This window comes from Streptomyces sp. NPDC055140, from assembly GCF_053607285.1.
On the sequence record NZ_JBSGTG010000004.1, the window covers coordinates 324474 to 339600 of the forward strand.

The following is a 15127-nucleotide window of genomic DNA, read 5'->3' on the forward strand; positions in this document are numbered from 1 at the left end:
CCGCACCGCGGAAAAAATGGGAGGCACCCCGGCGCGCCCCACGCGTAGCGTGCGGCCGTATGACTGTGATCGTCCGGGCCCTGCGGTCCGAGGACGCGGCTGCGTTCGCCCGGGTTCGCCGCGCCGCACTGCCCGCCATGCTCGCCACCGCCAAGTCGGTCGCCTTCGATCTGGCGCACGCCCATCCGGACGCCCGGTACCGGCCGCTGGTCGCCGAGGCCGACGGCGAGGTCGTCGGCACCGCGCAGGTCGGGATCGCGTACGACAGTCCGGACCCGGGGCAGGGCTATGTGAACGTCTATGTGGACCCCGGGCGCACGGGACGCGGGGCCGGGTCCCTGATCGTGCGGGCGGCGGAGGAGTATCTCGCCGGTGAGGGCGCCGTCGCCGTCTACTCGTGGGTGCTCGACACCCCGCGGGACCGGGCGTTCGCCGCGCGCCGCGGCTACCGGGCGAGCCGGCCGGCCCACTTCCTCCGCCTCGATCTGGCGCACGGCACGCTGCCGCCGCTCGCCGCGCCGCCGGCCGGAGTGACGCTGCGGACCGGCGCGGACTTCGCGGACGACCCGCGTCCGCTGTTCGAACTGGACGCGGAGACGGTGAGCGACGAACCGAGCGACGTGGCCACGGAGTTCACGGACTACGAGCACTGGCTCGACGAGACCTGGCACCATCCGCTGACCGACCACGAACTGACCTCGGTGGCCGTGTCCGACGGCCGGCCCGTGGCGTTCAGCCTGGCCCGCACCGACGACGAGACCCGCTACACGTCGGGCATGACCGGCACCGCACGGGAGTTCCGCGGCCGCGGCCTGGCCAAGCTCGCCAAGAACAACTCCCTGCACCGCGCCCGAGAGGCCGGCGTCACGGAGGCGTTCACGGGCAACGACGCGGGGAACGGCCCGATGCTCGCGATCAACAAATGGTTCGGCTACGAGATCTGTGCCACGGAGGTACGCCATGTCCGCACCCTCACCTGAACCGACCGGGTCCCTCGACGTGGTCCTCCTCAAGGCGGGCCGGCTCAAGATCCGTTACCCCGCGGACATCGTCCGCGACGACGGCACGCGCGTGACCGTCACCGCCGCCTGGGCCTCCCCCGGGGTCAGGGACTTCGGGTTCGTGCGCTTCGGGCCGGGCGACGTCTTCACCGAGCACTACTGGCGGGACCGGTGGTACGCGGTCAAGGAGGTGCGCACCGGCGGCGGCACGCTCAAGGGCTGGTACTGCGACGTGACCCGGCCGGCGGTCCGCGAGGGCGGCGAACTCGTCGTGGAGGATCTCGACCTCGACCTGTGGGTCTCGGCGGACGGCAGCGACGTACTGCGGCTCGACGAGGACGAGTTCGCGGCGAGCGGGATCGCGGAGCGCGATCCGCACGCGGCGGCGGCCGCGCTCCGCGCCCTCGACGACCTCGAACTCCTCGCGCGCGCCGAGGGGTTCGGCCGGCTGCTCGCCTAGGACCGAACGGTCGCGACCACCGCGTACCGGTCGTCCTCGACCTGTCTCCCCCACAGCAGCGCGTCGCCGGAGAGCGGTTCGTGCCGGATGTGGGCGGCGAGCGGGGCGAGGGCGCCGGTGAGCCGGGCCGCCGGGATGCCGACGGGACTGAGTGTTCCCCACACGCCCTCCACCAGGATCAGCCGCCCGCCGGGCCGCAGCAGCGAGAGCCAGTGCGCGAGGGCGCCGTCGAGGTCGGGCAGTGTCCACGCGACGTGCCGCACAAGGACGGCGTCGAAGGTCTCACCCGCGACGGGCGGCGCCGCGGCGTCCCCGACGAGCACCCGGGCGGCGCGGCCCGCGAGCTTGGCGCGCGCGAGGTCGACCATGGCGGGCGACAGGTCGACCGCGGTCACGCTGTGTCCCTGGTCGGTGGCGAGCAGCGACATGCTGCCCGTGCCGCAGCCCAGATCGAGCAGTTCGCAGGGGTGGTCCGGCAGCCAGTCCCGCAGGCGCGCGGCCCAGGCCCCGCGCACGGCGGGATCACGCAGACCGTGGTCGGGTTCGTCGTCGAAGGCCGCGGCCTCGGCGTCCCAGTCGACCCGTTCGAGGGGCGCCATGTCCCGGTTCGTGGTGTCCTCGCTCATCCTCATACCCAGATCGTGACACCTGCCACTGACAATCACGCTTCGATGCGTCACCCTCCGGGGAACACGTCTACAGCGGTACCGCAGTGGAACCGGGGTAGGCACAGGAGGCAGTCATGCGCCGTGTGACCATCAACAAGCCCGTGGCGAAGACCAGCACCACCCGTCGGCAGCAGCAGGAAGACGCCGCCGAGCGCCGCCACGACCGTCCGGAAGTGCGCAAGGACATCCGGCGCACGTGGTGGCCCGACGAGTGAGCGGGCCGGGACGCCCGCGTCACGCGGGGCGGTCGGCGGAGAGCCTCTTGCGGTAGTGGACGCGATCGTAGGGGCCGTCGACGCGGCGCTCCACCACCTCGTATCCGTACCGCGGATAGATCTCCTGGTTCTCCCACATCATCGCGTTCGTGTAGAGCCGCACCTCGGGAAGGCCGAGCGTGCGCGTGTGCTCGTCGACGAATGCCAGCAGCCGTCGCCCCACGCCCTTTCCATGGGCGTCGGGGTGAACGGCGATGCTGTCGAGGAAGAGATGGTCCTCGCGGGGCTCGACGACCACGAGCCCGACGACGGCGGGCGCTCCGCCCCGCTCCCCGTCCACGACGTACGCCCTGCCCTCGGCCACCTCGGCGCTGTGGTCGGCCTCCATGGGCGCGGGCACCACTCCGATGCGGTCGATGTAGTGGTGGTACGCGGCGTCGGTCACCGTTTTCACGTCGGGTACGTCGGCTGCCACTGCGCGGCGAACTGTGTGGGTCATGGCCGCACAGTACGGACCTGATCGCAGCCTGAGCACCTCCTTAACCGCACCGTCCACCATCGACCCAGGCAGAGCCGAGCAGACGGCGGACGGGATGGGAGCTGGGGCGAGTGGCGGGTTGAGGAGGTAGGCATCTGCGGGAGCGCGGTGTTCACAGTGGTCCCCACAGGGACGACAAGAACTTGGTTGCCATTGCGTCCCAACGGCTGGCAATACTCCCTCATGAGCAGATTTGCCGAAGTCATCGTGCCGGCAAGCAACGAAGAAGAGACGATGGAGCCGCTGACCCGGCCAGACGACAGCCGAGAGTGGTCAGGATGTTTCACTGATATCGGACATAACATGTTCGACGGCTGGGCCATTGAGTTCGTGCGGCGGTCCCGATGGATCGGATTGCTGGAGCACCTTGAGTCGTTGCCCTGGAAATCACCACGCTCGGTGCAAGTGCTGGTTCACGACGAGGAGGACGAGTGCTTTGGCCTGTGGATGATCCACGACGGCCGACTCGTGGAGGTACCTCTGTCGCGCACCCGCCGGGCATTCTGGCCGAGCCATTACACGGGTGAGGTTGATCCGGACGACCCCGGGATTCTCATCCGCACAGACAGCCCCGGCGGATGGCCTGACGGGGGCTGAGCGGGACACGGCGGGGTGCCGTGGGCTGGTCGACCTCTGCTCGTTGTACATCAGGCCAGTACGGCAACCCCAGCAACCGCCCTCGTCCGCTACCGTCCCGACGGGGCCTCGTAGCGACCGGCATGGCCGTCGCTGACCGATCCGGCTAGAGCTACGGATCAGAAGGTAGCCGTGCCCCATCCGTGCCCGATAGACCGGGAACTCACGGGGAATCCCGATCAGCGGCAGGGGACGAGCACGACGAAGGCCCCGACCGATGACGCTGGTCAGGGGCCTTCAACCTGCGCGGTGGGTGTGGGAATTGAACCCACGGCGACTCGCGCCACGACGGTTTTCAAGATTGCTCACGACCTGGGCCCCCATAGAGACTCCAACGCCCGCGGGGTAATCTCCCGGCGGAGGGGTGCCATGACTTCGTGGATCATGTCGGCCTGCGGATGCTTGTTGGCATCCCTGGGAATGTTGACCTTGAACGGCCGGCATGGAGCGCAGTACAGGCATCCGCGGAAGGCTGGTTGGGGCTTCATCTTGATTGGTGCCGGCTTTGCCTTGGACGGAGTACCGAGGCTGGTCGGGTGGTCCTATGAAGTGGGCGCGGACCTCGCTGGCGTAGCCATGATTCTTTGCGTGCTCGGCGGGGTGCTTCAGATCCTCGGCAGGCCAACGCGACCGAAGCGGCACCGGGCACTGGATAATCGGGACGCTGGTTGAACTGCCCATCCCGCCACTGGTCCTCCAGGTCGAGTTAGTGGCGCTTGTCAAGAACGCGTGCCGAAGCTGACATCAGCGTCTGACACCAACGAACTCGAACAGCCGCGGTCAGCGCTGTACCTCAGCGGACGAACAGTCCAAGCACAGGTCCGGTTGGTCCACGCCAAAGAGCCGCCATGATCGACCTGATAGGGATGAGGCCACAGGTTCAAGTCCCGCGGCCGGATGAACTCCACCGATCATGTCGCCGACCGCGAGTCAACAGGAGATCTGTTGTCCTGCCTCGGTAAGGGTCACTGTCAGGCACCCCAACCACTCAGCAGATTGCGGGTACTCCCAGTTCTCGGCATCCGACAGAAGAGCAGGAAGGGCCCGCTTCGGGATGGGAGGGCCGGACTGAAAACCCGCAGCCCCATCGGGTGCAGTCCAGGGGATGACCCGGGACACCTCGATCCATCCCCTGTCGACAAGTGACAGGAGGATCGGGACAAGATCCGAGGCAGGACCGGACACTAGCGGCTCATCCATGTCGCCCCATACGCCGGGAAGGATGTCGATCTCCGTTGCATTGATCATGAAGGCGCGCTCGGCGGAGGACAGCTCGTCTGTCGCGGGATAGCTCACTCAGAGAGTTTCGCAGCCCAGGAGACTGACGGACCGAGGTGATGTGAAGCGTGCCCCTTCCGTGCCCGAACGAGCGGGAAATCACGGGGACACCGGGCGATCACGGTGGCGGACATGCCGACGGCCCCCGACCGATTTACCTGGTCAGGGGCCGTTCATCTGCGGTGGGTGTGGGATTCGAACCCCCTGTGGCATCGCTGCCACGACGGTTTTCAAGACCGTGTACAGGACACGGCTTGCCGACGCAGCCCCCACGCCCTGAACCGGCCGCTCACGAAGATGCCGACGCCGGCGGACAGCGCAATCAACACGATGGAGGCCCCGCCCTCCACTGTGACGTGACGGCCTTGGGTCGCCGATGCCCCCAGAAAAGCGCTGATCCCAGCGAAAGTCCCGGCGGCTACGGCAAGGCAGATCGCCATTTCAGCCCACCACATTGCCTGCGTCGGTCGAATCGCCATGGCGTAGTTGTACCTCACGCCTTCCCGCGGTACCGCAGCGAGGTACCGCAACCATCGCGACCGAATGCAACCGCGAGCAGCCCCGCACCTGCTCAGAGACGTCGCTTCGGATACCGGCGCAGGTGCTCATCCGTGACGATGAGTTGAGGAACTCCAGAAGTTCGGCGCAGGCCCGCGGCCATGACCTCCTACGCACGCGCTCTCTGGCAGTGCCGCACTCCACCTGGACGCCATGGACCACGCCCGCTCCACGGTGGGTTGAGGTGCAAGCGCCGGATATCCGCGAGCAGCAGTGCCAGAATCCGCCGTGCGCACGTCATCGAGGACGATAGATGACCTGAGGAAGCGTAAGGAGAGCACCGCGTGAACGGGATGGCAGTTCTAGGCACCGTGCTGTCTCTGCTTGTGCTTGGCATCGCAGCACGCATCTTTAACGTGGGCGGGCGCTGCGGGTGCGCGGAGTGAGGGTCACCGGGACGTGCATCAACGTGAGTGCCCCGTCGCACGGCACTCTCTCCGTACAGGTGAGGTATTCGGCCGAGGGATCGGAACGGGTAGCGATCCTTGACAAGGGACGGCGTCTCCTTGAGGGAATGCCGTATCCGAGAACCTGGACAACCACTCTGTGGTGGACCCCGCCAAGTTCGACTTCTACTCGATGGACTGCTACCGACCGGTCGGAGAGGACCAGCTCGCGCGGACGCTCGCGGAGGAGGTTCTGCGTGCCGGAACGGACTTCGACGGTAGGGAGCGCTCCCCCAAGCGGAACGCCGAAGCACGGGTGACCCTGGGGGTCGCCGCAGCGCGAGACGGCTCCCTCGAACAGGCCCTCATCCATGGCGAGCGGGCACTACAGGGTGACCGACAGTCCGTCCCCTCCCTCATCATGACCAGTCGAGAACTCGCAGCCGTCATGAGGCAGCGCTACAGCACCGAACCGGCTGCACAGGACTACCTGAACCACCTGCAAGACCTAGGAAGGGAGAAGCCGGGATTCCTCCCTTCCTGAGCAGCACAAACAGAAAACGGGCGCGGCCATGATTGGAGGCCGTGCCCGTCTCTAATCTCTGTCCGCCGCACCGTCGACCCGGATGGCTTTGCGCAGAAGGCGCCAGAAGGATCGACCTCGTGCACCCGCCGCTTGGGACGGGCGGCCGACGGGTGACAGTGCGCGGGCAGATCCTCGGCCTCGCGCATACTGATCGTGACGTGGTCGAGTTCTTGCGGCGGGCGGGTATCCCGGAGGCGGATGACCCCCTCGACGAGCCGGCGTGGATGATGTGGCGGGGCGGCCGAGCGCACCACTACGAGGCGGCGTGAGCGCGGGCCCTAATTGGCCGGTTGTAACGGACATTCGCAGTCACAGGTCAGCACCCGAGGTCCCGCAGGCATGACGGGCACTGCCGGGGAGCCAAACAGGGAGCCAAACACCGCGACACCTGCTGGATTCCAGTGGACTGTGACGGACTGGCTCACCCACAGCACGCAGGTCATCGGGCTCTGTGCAAACGCCCAGCCTGAGCCCTCAATTAGCCCTCCCTTAACCGCACCATAAAGATCGCCATCGCCTGCCCTCAGCAGGCGATTCCGCGGTTTTCAGGGGCTAGCTTTCTCACCGCCGGGGCCGTCGTCGCGGCCCGTCCCCCCACCCCTGAACCGCCGTTGAGGAGTTCCCACTCATGACAGTTCGCCGCAAGGCCGCCGCGTTCGCCGTCGCAGGTGCCGTCCCGTTCGCCCTGACCGCGCTGGCCGCCGCGCCCGCGTCGGCGCACGGCTCGATGACGGACCCGGTCAGCCGCGTCTCCGCCTGCTACGCGGAGGGCCCGGAGAGCCCGCGGTCCGCGGCGTGCAAGGCCGCCGTCGCGGCCAGTGGCACGCAGGCCTTCTACGACTGGAACGCGGTCAACATCGCGAACGCCGCGGGCAAGTCGAAGGAGATCATCCCCGACGGCAAGCTGTGCAGCGCGGGCAACGACAAGTACAAGGGGCTCGATCTTCCGCGCGCCGACTGGCCGTCGAGCCCGATGTCGGCGGGCAGCCACACGTTCCACTACAAGGGAACGGCCCCGCACAAGGGCTCGTTCGAGCTGTACATCACCAAGGACTCGTACGACCCGACGAAGCCGCTGAAGTGGTCGGACCTGGAGGCGCAGCCCTTCGTCAAGGTCACCGACCCGAAGATGGAGAACGGCGACTACGTCTTCGACGGTGACGTCCCGGCGCGGTCGGGCCGCCACCTCATCTACTCGATCTGGCAGCGCTCCGACTCCCCCGAGGCCTTCTACACCTGCTCCGACGTGGTGTTCGGCAAGGACAGCGGGGCCGGTGCGGCCGCTCCCACCGCCTCCGCGCCCTCCGACCAGGAGATCGCGGACGGCGCCGGCAAGTCGTCCGTGGAGCACCACCACGGTGACGCCGGGGGCAGCGCCGAGCCGCAGGCCGAGGAGTCCGCGGCGCCGGCCGCCGATGCCTCGACGGGCGGCAACGGACCCGAGGCGAAGGGCGGTGCCACGAAGCCTCTCGCCGACGAGAACCTTGCCGAGACCGGCGGCGACAGCACCACCCCGTACATCGCGATGGGCGGCGCCGCGGTCCTGGCCGTCGGTGCCGCGACGCTGTTCGCGTCGGTGCGGCGCCGCTCCGTGGCGGGCGGGCGCCACAGCGGCTGACGCCCACAGCCGGGCCGCCGCCTCCCTGCCCACTCCTGGAGACGGCGGCCCTTTTGCCTTTCTCACCGCTCCGGGCTCAACTCACCGCCGAGGCACAGGTGGTGGGGGTGGCGTGGGCCGGGTCGAGGGCGTTCGCGACCTCGTGGAAGGCGATGCGGTCGATGGTGCCGATGGCTACGTGCTCGGACAGGTCGACGGCGCACAGGTCCTGGAGCTTGACGTTGTGGACGTCGGGGCCGCTCAGGAACTGGGTGCCGTACGGGGTGACGACCTCGTCGTACTTGGTCGCGATGACGGTGTAGTGGACGCCGGGGACGGTGTCCCCGCCCTGGTTGAGCTTGGTGATGAACGGGGAACCCGCCATCTGGTCGGCGAGCCCGGGGGTGGCGAGGGTCAGCAGGTCACCGGCTCCGGGGAAGTACGGCAGGAGATTGGTCAGGCCGTTCAGGGTGGTGCCGTGGTTGTCGGGTGCGATGCCGACGAGAGAGTTCACCTTCGCGGCGCCGCCGAGGAACTTGAGGTAGTAGCGGGGCATCATGCCGCCCTGCGAGTGGCCGACGAGGTCGGCCTTGGGGGCGCCGGTGGCGGCGAGCACCTTGTCGACGAACGTGTCGAGCTGGCCCGCCGACTTGTCGATCGGGCCGAGGCCGTTGAACAGCGGGACGCCGGGCAGCTGTCCGTAGTCGAGCGAGAAGACGCAGTAGCCGCGGTTCACCAGGTAGGGGGCGAGGACAAGCCAGTTGTCGACGGAGTTCCCGAAGGTGCCGTGGACGAGGACGACGGGGCGCGGGTGGGCGGCGGAGGGCTTGCAGTTGTAGTTGTTCCAGCCGCTGCTGGTGGCGGTGCCGGCGTGGGCGGCGGCGGGGACCGCGGTGGCCGCGGCCGTGAGCAACAGGGCCGCGGTCAGGGATCTGACCGCACGTTTCCAGTTCCGGGGCAGCATCGTGTGATCTCCTTGCGGCTCAAGGGAGTTGCGATGTGGGGTGCGTGCCCTGTGATCCGGATCACGAGGATGCTGTACTGCCAGTTAAATTACGCGCCAGTAGTAAAAGAGTGAAGTTACGCGTCAGTAAAAACTTCCGGTGACGGCTGGACGCGTACGGGGCTGACACATCGTCACCAGGTGGGCCTGATGGGCCCGTCGGGCGCGACGGCGGTCAGCTGGTCGAGCAACGCACGGGCCTTGCGCTCACCAAGCCGCTCGACCCACGGTCGCACCGCGTCGGCGGCAGACTCCTCCGCGGCCCGCGCGCACGCCCAGCCGCGTTCGGTCATGACGACGAGGCGGGCGCGGGCGTCGTCCGGGTGCGGCTGCCGCTCCGCGTACCCCTTGCGCACCAACTCGTCGACGAGCTGGCTCGCGGCCTGCTTGGTGACCCCCAGGTGAGCGGCGAGGTCGGTGGCGGTCGCGCCGCCCCGGGAGAGCCGCGCGAAGGCGAATCCGTGCGCGGGCCGCAGCCCCTCGAAGCCGCGGGTGACGACCCCTTCATGGATGCGTTGCGTCAGCTCGCCGGCGGCGGAGAGCAGGGCGGCGGAGAGGGCCATGGCCTCGGAGTTCTGCACGGAGCCATTCAAACACCCTTGACGATTTGGTCAAGCTGCCTGACTATGTAGTCAAGTTGCTTGACCAGATGACCCGTTCGACCATTCCGCCAGAGGGAGCCGACATGCCAGTCATCCGCGCATCCGAGGCCGCCGTCCACGAGTTGCACGGCGTCCGTTTCGTCTCGTACGCCAAGCCCGCCACCGGCAGCAAGGAGCTGTGCGCCTGGCGGGCCGAGATCCCGGCGGGCACCCCGGGCGTCGCCCACACGGTGTCCCGCGAGGAGATCCTGCACGTGCTCAGCGGCAGCCTGCGCTTCACGATCGACGGACGCACGGACACGCTCACCGCGGGCGACACCGCGATCGCCGATCCGGGCGCGACCCTCACGGTCGAGAACCCTGGCGACCTGCCCGCCACCATGTGGGTCACGACGTCCGTGGGCCTGGAGGCCGTGCTGGCGGACGGCACGCGCGTCACGCCACCCTGGGCTCAGTAAGGGGCTCACGCCGCGAGCCGACCGGGCACGATCGCCCCGGGTCCGAACCGCGCCCGGGCCCGGTCGGCCACGGCCTCCAGCGCCCGTGCCTTCTCGTCCGCGGGGTCGAAGGTCAACTGGCGGGCGGAACCCTCCACCGGGCGGAGCCCCTCCGCCCGCAGACCGAGCGCCCGCACCCTGGCCCGCTGCAGGCCGAGCGCCTCGTACATCCGGTACGCGGCCGTGGACAGCGCGGTCGTGTGCGCGGTGGGCTCGGGGAGCGTACGGCTGCGGGTCGTCGTGGACCGGTCGGCGTAGCGCACGGTGAGGGTCAGCGAGCGGCACACCTGCTTCCCGTCGCGGAGCCTGGCGCCCAGTTCGTCGGCGAGGGAGAGCAGGGCGCGGCGGTGCCGGTACGGGTCGAGTTCGTCGCGCGGGAAGGGGCGCTCGGCGGCGGTGGACCGCGTGGCGGCGTTGGGGGTGACCCGGGTGCGGTCGACGCCGCGCGCCTTCTCGTGCAGTTCACGGCCGATGCGGGCGGTGGTGAGCCGTTGCAGGGTGCCCTGCGGGGCGGCGGCCACCCGGTCGAGGGTGTCGAGCCCGTACTCGCACAGGGTGCGGGCGGTGGCGGCGCCGACGCCGGGCAGCGCGGCGACCGGCTGCCCGGCGAGGAACTCGGCCACGGCGCCGGGGTCCCCCGGCACCACCCTGGTCACCCCGGGCGAGGCCGTCCGCGCCGCCATCCGCGCCAGCATCGGGCCGGGGCCCGCGCCGATCACGCACTCCACCCCGTACAGGGCGAGCGCCCGCACCCTGATCACCGCGGCGAGTTCGACGGCGTCCCGCCCGAAGTAGCGCACCGCCCCGCCCAGGTCCACGAGGGCGGCGTCGGGCGGCAGCGCCTCGACCGTCGGGCTGAACTCACCCAGCAGGGCGATCAGTTGGGGCAGTGCCGCCTCGTACACGGGCGGCAGCAGGAACCGTACGTACAGAGTCGTCATCCCGCGCTCCCGGGGCTCTGGTGCCACAGTTTGCGCGGTGGCCCCGACTGGCCGTCGCCCGCCGGGCGCAGGTCCGCCCAGGGGTGCATCTCGTATCCGGTGGCCATGCGGATGCGGCGGCCGTCGACCGGGTCGTCCCCGTCGGACGGCGGCTGTTCGGGCGGCTCCGCCAGACGCAGCGCCACCGCGTCGAGGCCGCCTTGCCGGCGCACCTCCACCAGGTCCGCGAGGTTCCACGCGGCCGCGCCCACCACGCTGAGGCTGCGCGGTCCGCGACGCTGGACCGTGCCGCGGACGAGGAGCAGCCACGAGTGGAAGACGGTGTGCGCGCACGCGGCGTGCGCGTCGTCGAAGAAGGCCAGGTCGACCAGGCCCGTGCCGTCGTCCAGGGTCGTGAAGATGACGCGCTTGCCGGAGCGGATCGGCGGGGTCTGTGTGGCGACCTTGGCGCCCGCGACCAGTACGACCCTGCCGTGCTCGGCCTCGCGCAGGCGTCGCGCCGTCAGCACCCCCAGCTCCTCGAGGAACTTCTCGTGGTCGCCCATGAGATGGCGGGAGGCATCCATCCCCAGTACCCCGAGTTCGGCGCTGAGCCGCTCGGCGTCGCCGAGGTCGGGCAGGCCGGCCGGCGCGGTCCCGTGGCCGCCGGACAAGGGCAGTTGGGCGCCACGGGCACCCCGGGGCCCGCGCGTTCCCCGGTGCAGTTCCGTCAGGTGCAGTTGCAGGTCACGCCGGTTGGCACCGAACGCGTCGAGCCCGCCGACCTGGGCGAGGCGCTGCGCGAGCGGCCGGCTGGGCCTCGCCCGCTCCCAGAAGTCGAGCAGCGAGGAGTACGGCTGCCCCTCCTCGATGCGGGCCGCCTCGGCCTCGCTGATGCCGTGCACGTCGGAGAGCGCGAGCCGCACGCCCCACTTCTCCCCTTTGTGACCGCCACTCTTGTGGTCGCCACCCCCTTTATCAGACACCAGTTCGATACGGTGGGCGACCGCGGACTTGTTCACGTCCAGCGGAAGGACCGGCACCCCGCGGCGCCGCGCGTCCGCGAGGATCAGCCGCTTCGGGTACATCCCGGGGTCGTGCGTGAGCAACCCCGCGTAGAACGCGGCCGGGTGATGGGCCTTCAGCCACGCCGACTGATAGGTCGGCACCGCGAAGGCGACGGCGTGCGCCTTGCAGAACCCGTACGCCCCGAAGGCCTCGACGATCTCCCAGGTGCGGGCGATGGTCTCGGCGTCGTATCCGTGCGCCGCCGCCTGCTGTGCGAACCAGAACCGGATGCGCCCCTGCGAATCGGGGTCGGACAGCCCCCGCCTGACCCGGTCCGCCTCGTCGCGGCCGCATCCCGTCATGATGTTCACGATCTCGATGATCTGCTCGTGGAAGACGACGACCCCGTACGTCTCCTTCAGGGGTCCCTCCAGGTCGCGGTGCGGATAGCGGACCGGCGCGCGCCCGTGCCGCGCCTCGATGAACGGCCGCACCATGTCGGCGGCGACGGGACCCGGGCGGAACAGCGAGATGTCCACCACGAGGTCGTGGAAGGTGGCCGGCTGGAGCCGTCCCACCAGGTCCCGCTGGCCCGGCGACTCGATCTGGAAACAGCCCAGCGTCTCGGTGGACTTGATGAGCCGGTACGTCTCCGGGTCACCGGGCGGCACCGCGTCCAGGTCCACCGTGGAACCGGTCGCCCGCTCGGTCTCCGCGACCGCGTGCGCCATCGCCGACTGCATCCGCACCCCGAGGACGTCGAGCTTGAGCAGGCCGAGGTCCTCGACGTCCTCCTTGTCGAACTGCGACATGGGGAAGCCCTCGCCGCTGGTCGGCATGACGGGCGTACGGGCGAGCAGCGAGGCGTCCGAGAGCAGTACCCCGCACGGATGCATGGCGATACCGCGCGGCAGCGCGTCGAGCGCCTCGACCAGCTCCCACATGCGTCCGTACCTGTCCCCGCCCTGCCTGGACTCCCCTGCCAGTTCCCGCAGTTCGGGCAGTTCCTCCAGCGCGGCCCGCGCGTCGCGGGCCCTGATGTGCGGGAAGGACTTGGCGATCCGGTCGATGTCGGCCGGGTCCATGGACAGGGCCGCGCCCACATCGCGTACGGCATGGCGGACGCGGTACGTCTCCGGCATCGAGACGGTCGCGACGCGCTCGGCGCCGAACCGGCCGATGATCGCCCGGTAGACCTCCAGGCGCCGGGCCGACTCCACATCGATGTCGATGTCGGGCAGGACGGAGCGGCGCTTGGACAGGAACCGCTCCATGAGGAGGCCGTGTTCGACCGGGTCCGCGTGCGCGATGCCGAGCAGATGGTTGACCAGGGACCCGGCGCCGGAGCCGCGCGCGGCGACCCGGATGCCCATGTCCCGTACGTCGTCGACGACTTGGGACACCGTCAGGAAGTACGTGGCGAAGTCGTGGTAGGCGATGATGTCCAACTCGCGGTGCATCCGCTCCCAGTACTCCCGTTTCCGGTCGTACCCGAGGCGCAGCATCCCCGCCGTCGCCCGCGACGCGAGAACCCGCTGCGCGGTGCGGCGACCGGCGCCGACGAGCCGCGGTTCGGGGAAGTGCACGGAGCCGATGCCGAGGTCGTCCTCGGGATCGACGCGGCATTCCGCCGCCGCGGCATTGGTCTGTTCGAGCAGGCGGTACGCGGCGTCACGGCGGAAGCCCGCCGCCTCCACCACCCGTTCGGCCGTCATCAGCATGGCGTCGGCGTCCTTCAGCCAGCGCTCTCCGCTGTCGAGTTCCTTGCGGGGGTCGACCGGGACGAGGCGGCGCGCGGCGTCGAGGACGTCGGCGACCGGACCGAGGCCCGGGTCGGCGTACCGGACGTCGTTGGTGAGGACGGGGCGGATGCCCTGTTCGGCGGCGAAGCCGACGGTGCGGGCGGCCAGGCGCAGGGATCCGGGACCCGTGCCCTCGCGGCCGTGGTGGACGACTTCGAGGCGCAGGGCGTCGCCGTAGATCTCGCGCCAGGGGGCGAGGAGGCGCGCGGCCCGGTCGGGGCGGCCCGCGACGAGCGCGCGGCCGACGTCGGACGCGGGTCCGAGCAGCACGGTCAGGCCGTCGCCGTGGTTGTCCTCCCAGGTCAGCCGGGTCTCGCCGGTGGCGTGGGCGGCGGTGACCAGACGGCACAGGGAGGCCCAGCCCCTCGCTCCGTCGCGGGCGAGGAAGGTCACGCGCGGAGTCGACTCGTCGATGAAGGCACCACCGCGCACGGGCTGCCTGCGCCGCTCGGCCGGGGCGTGGCCCGGCGCGGCGGATCCGGCCGGCGGGGAGCCGCTCACCGCGAGGTCCGTCCCGAACAGCGGCCGCACCCCTGCCTTGACGCAGGCCTTGGCGAACCTGACCGAGCCCGCGAGGGTGTCCCGGTCGGTGAGGGCGAGCGCGTCCATGCCCCGCTCGGAGGCACGCCCGGCCAGCCGCTCCGGGTGCGAGGCCCCGTACCTGAGGGAGAACCCGGAAACGGTGTGCAAATGCGTGAACCCTGGCACACGCACCTCCTGCACACCTCGAACCGACCTGCTCTCGCCTCCCCACCACCACCATAGACCAAGTATCGAACGTGTGTACGACATCTGAGCGAGGTCTCTGCCCCAGGCACCCGTTCAGCCCCACCCCGCCTGCGTACGGACCGGGCTCCCCGGACCGTGAGGGCATGACCCAGACAGCCGACACCCTGCCCGGGCCCCCGCGCGGGTCCTTCCTCGACGAGGTGAAGAGCGCCGTCACACCGCGGGCCGCGCTGCTCGTCATCGGCGCGACCGCCCTCCAGCTGCTCTTCATCACTTCCTGTGCAGGGGCCCTGATCATCGACCCCCGGAGCACCACCGACACCCTCCTGGTCGCCTCCGGCGGCGGCACCGTCCGCTCCTCCGCCCTCTATCCGGTCGTCGGCTGGTGCGTCGGCGGCCACCTGTGCGCCTCGGTCCTGGCGATCAGCACGGGCGCCGGGCCCGCCGACCCGCGGCGCGCGGTCATCCGGCTGGTCAGCATGGCGCTCGTGTCGATAATCGGCGGGCTCGGCGGCGCCGTGATCGTCGGACCGATCCTCGGCGCGCTGCCCGGCAGCATCATGGCGCCGTGGGGGCTGGGTGCACTGATCATCTTCGCGGTCGGCGCCGCGACGCTCGCCCTTCAGGGACGGGTCGGTGGCCG

At 70.0% G+C, this 15127-nt stretch carries 15 protein-coding genes, 1 tRNA gene and 1 pseudogene; 9 read left to right on the forward strand and 8 right to left on the reverse strand.

Annotated elements, in window-relative coordinates:
- Nucleotides 1–59 precede the first annotated feature (59 nt).
- Nucleotides 60–980, forward strand: coding sequence for a GNAT family N-acetyltransferase (locus ACWFR4_RS11590; RefSeq protein ID WP_453462819.1), 921 nt, complete (start codon nucleotides 60–62; stop codon nucleotides 978–980).
- The gene (locus ACWFR4_RS11595; protein ID WP_453462816.1) at nucleotides 961–1461 is read left to right on the forward strand and encodes a DUF402 domain-containing protein; all 501 of its coding nucleotides are present in this window, start codon (nucleotides 961–963) and stop codon (nucleotides 1459–1461) included. Before ACWFR4_RS11590 ends, ACWFR4_RS11595 begins: the two co-directional genes overlap by 20 nt.
- On the opposite strand, the gene ACWFR4_RS11600 is transcribed toward ACWFR4_RS11595, so the two are convergent.
- Nucleotides 1458–2093: a class I SAM-dependent methyltransferase gene (locus ACWFR4_RS11600; protein WP_453462813.1), complete on the reverse strand. Its 636-nt coding sequence runs from the start codon at nucleotides 2091–2093 to the stop codon at nucleotides 1458–1460. The two genes, ACWFR4_RS11595 and ACWFR4_RS11600, sit on opposite strands and share 4 nt — an antisense overlap.
- A 110-nt stretch (nucleotides 2094–2203) precedes the next feature.
- Between ACWFR4_RS11600 and ACWFR4_RS11605 the strand changes: the two genes are divergently transcribed.
- On the forward strand, nucleotides 2204–2344 hold the full coding sequence (locus ACWFR4_RS11605; RefSeq protein WP_326713761.1) for a hypothetical protein: 141 nt from the start codon (nucleotides 2204–2206) through the stop codon (nucleotides 2342–2344).
- A gap of 19 nt (nucleotides 2345–2363) precedes the next feature.
- Here the strand turns inward: ACWFR4_RS11605 and ACWFR4_RS11610 are convergent, their stop codons facing one another.
- Nucleotides 2364–2843, reverse strand: a complete 480-nt coding sequence (locus ACWFR4_RS11610; protein ID WP_453652099.1) for a GNAT family N-acetyltransferase — start codon at nucleotides 2841–2843, stop codon at nucleotides 2364–2366.
- A gap of 222 nt (nucleotides 2844–3065) precedes the next feature.
- On the opposite strand from ACWFR4_RS11610, the gene ACWFR4_RS11615 reads away from it, so the two are divergent.
- Nucleotides 3066–3479, forward strand: a complete 414-nt coding sequence (locus ACWFR4_RS11615) for a hypothetical protein (RefSeq protein WP_453652101.1) — start codon at nucleotides 3066–3068, stop codon at nucleotides 3477–3479.
- A 969-nt stretch (nucleotides 3480–4448) separates the two neighbouring features.
- Here ACWFR4_RS11615 and ACWFR4_RS11620 read toward each other — a convergent pair.
- The gene (locus ACWFR4_RS11620; RefSeq protein WP_453462805.1) at nucleotides 4449–4814 is read right to left on the reverse strand and encodes a hypothetical protein; all 366 of its coding nucleotides are present in this window, start codon (nucleotides 4812–4814) and stop codon (nucleotides 4449–4451) included.
- Between the two features lie 160 nt (nucleotides 4815–4974).
- A tRNA-OTHER gene (locus tag ACWFR4_RS11625) sits at nucleotides 4975–5071 on the reverse strand.
- 832 nt (nucleotides 5072–5903) lie between these two features.
- Between ACWFR4_RS11625 and ACWFR4_RS11630 the strand changes: the two genes are divergently transcribed.
- The 3 genes from ACWFR4_RS11630 (at nucleotide 5904) to ACWFR4_RS11640 (ending at nucleotide 7944) form a co-directional block, all read left to right on the forward strand.
- Nucleotides 5904–6284, forward strand: a complete 381-nt coding sequence (locus ACWFR4_RS11630; protein WP_453652103.1) for a hypothetical protein — start codon at nucleotides 5904–5906, stop codon at nucleotides 6282–6284.
- Between the two features lie 110 nt (nucleotides 6285–6394).
- Nucleotides 6395–6595 carry a hypothetical protein gene (locus ACWFR4_RS11635; protein WP_453652175.1) on the forward strand — a complete coding sequence of 67 codons (201 nt, stop codon included), beginning with the start codon at nucleotides 6395–6397 and terminating at the stop codon, nucleotides 6593–6595.
- Between the two features lie 359 nt (nucleotides 6596–6954).
- Nucleotides 6955–7944: a lytic polysaccharide monooxygenase gene (locus ACWFR4_RS11640; RefSeq protein WP_453652105.1), complete on the forward strand. Its 990-nt coding sequence runs from the start codon at nucleotides 6955–6957 to the stop codon at nucleotides 7942–7944.
- A gap of 76 nt (nucleotides 7945–8020) precedes the next feature.
- On the opposite strand, the gene ACWFR4_RS11645 is transcribed toward ACWFR4_RS11640, so the two are convergent.
- Both ACWFR4_RS11645 and ACWFR4_RS11650 read right to left on the reverse strand, forming a co-directional pair.
- Complete coding sequence (locus tag ACWFR4_RS11645) at nucleotides 8021–8887, reverse strand: esterase/lipase family protein (protein ID WP_453462800.1); 867 nt, start codon at nucleotides 8885–8887, stop codon at nucleotides 8021–8023.
- Nucleotides 8888–9060: 173 nt separating this feature from the next.
- Nucleotides 9061–9507, reverse strand: a complete 447-nt coding sequence (locus ACWFR4_RS11650) for a MarR family winged helix-turn-helix transcriptional regulator (RefSeq protein ID WP_453462798.1) — start codon at nucleotides 9505–9507, stop codon at nucleotides 9061–9063.
- 104 nt (nucleotides 9508–9611) lie between these two features.
- On the opposite strand from ACWFR4_RS11650, the gene ACWFR4_RS11655 reads away from it, so the two are divergent.
- The gene (locus ACWFR4_RS11655; protein WP_453462795.1) at nucleotides 9612–9986 is read left to right on the forward strand and encodes a cupin domain-containing protein; all 375 of its coding nucleotides are present in this window, start codon (nucleotides 9612–9614) and stop codon (nucleotides 9984–9986) included.
- 5 nt (nucleotides 9987–9991) lie between these two features.
- Here ACWFR4_RS11655 and ACWFR4_RS11660 read toward each other — a convergent pair whose 3' ends face one another.
- Nucleotides 9992–10966, reverse strand: coding sequence for a DNA polymerase Y family protein (locus tag ACWFR4_RS11660; RefSeq protein WP_453462792.1), 975 nt, complete (start codon nucleotides 10964–10966; stop codon nucleotides 9992–9994).
- A complete protein-coding gene (locus ACWFR4_RS11665; protein ID WP_453652107.1) occupies nucleotides 10963–14463 on the reverse strand; it encodes a DNA polymerase III subunit alpha in 3501 nt (1166 codons plus the stop codon). The genes ACWFR4_RS11660 and ACWFR4_RS11665 overlap by 4 nt, the downstream gene beginning before the upstream one ends.
- 164 nt (nucleotides 14464–14627) lie before the next feature.
- On the opposite strand from ACWFR4_RS11665, the pseudogene ACWFR4_RS11670 reads away from it, so the two are divergent.
- A pseudogene (locus ACWFR4_RS11670) lies at nucleotides 14628–15122 on the forward strand (DUF3533 domain-containing protein); the annotation flags it as partial.
- Nucleotides 15123–15127 lie beyond the last annotated feature (5 nt).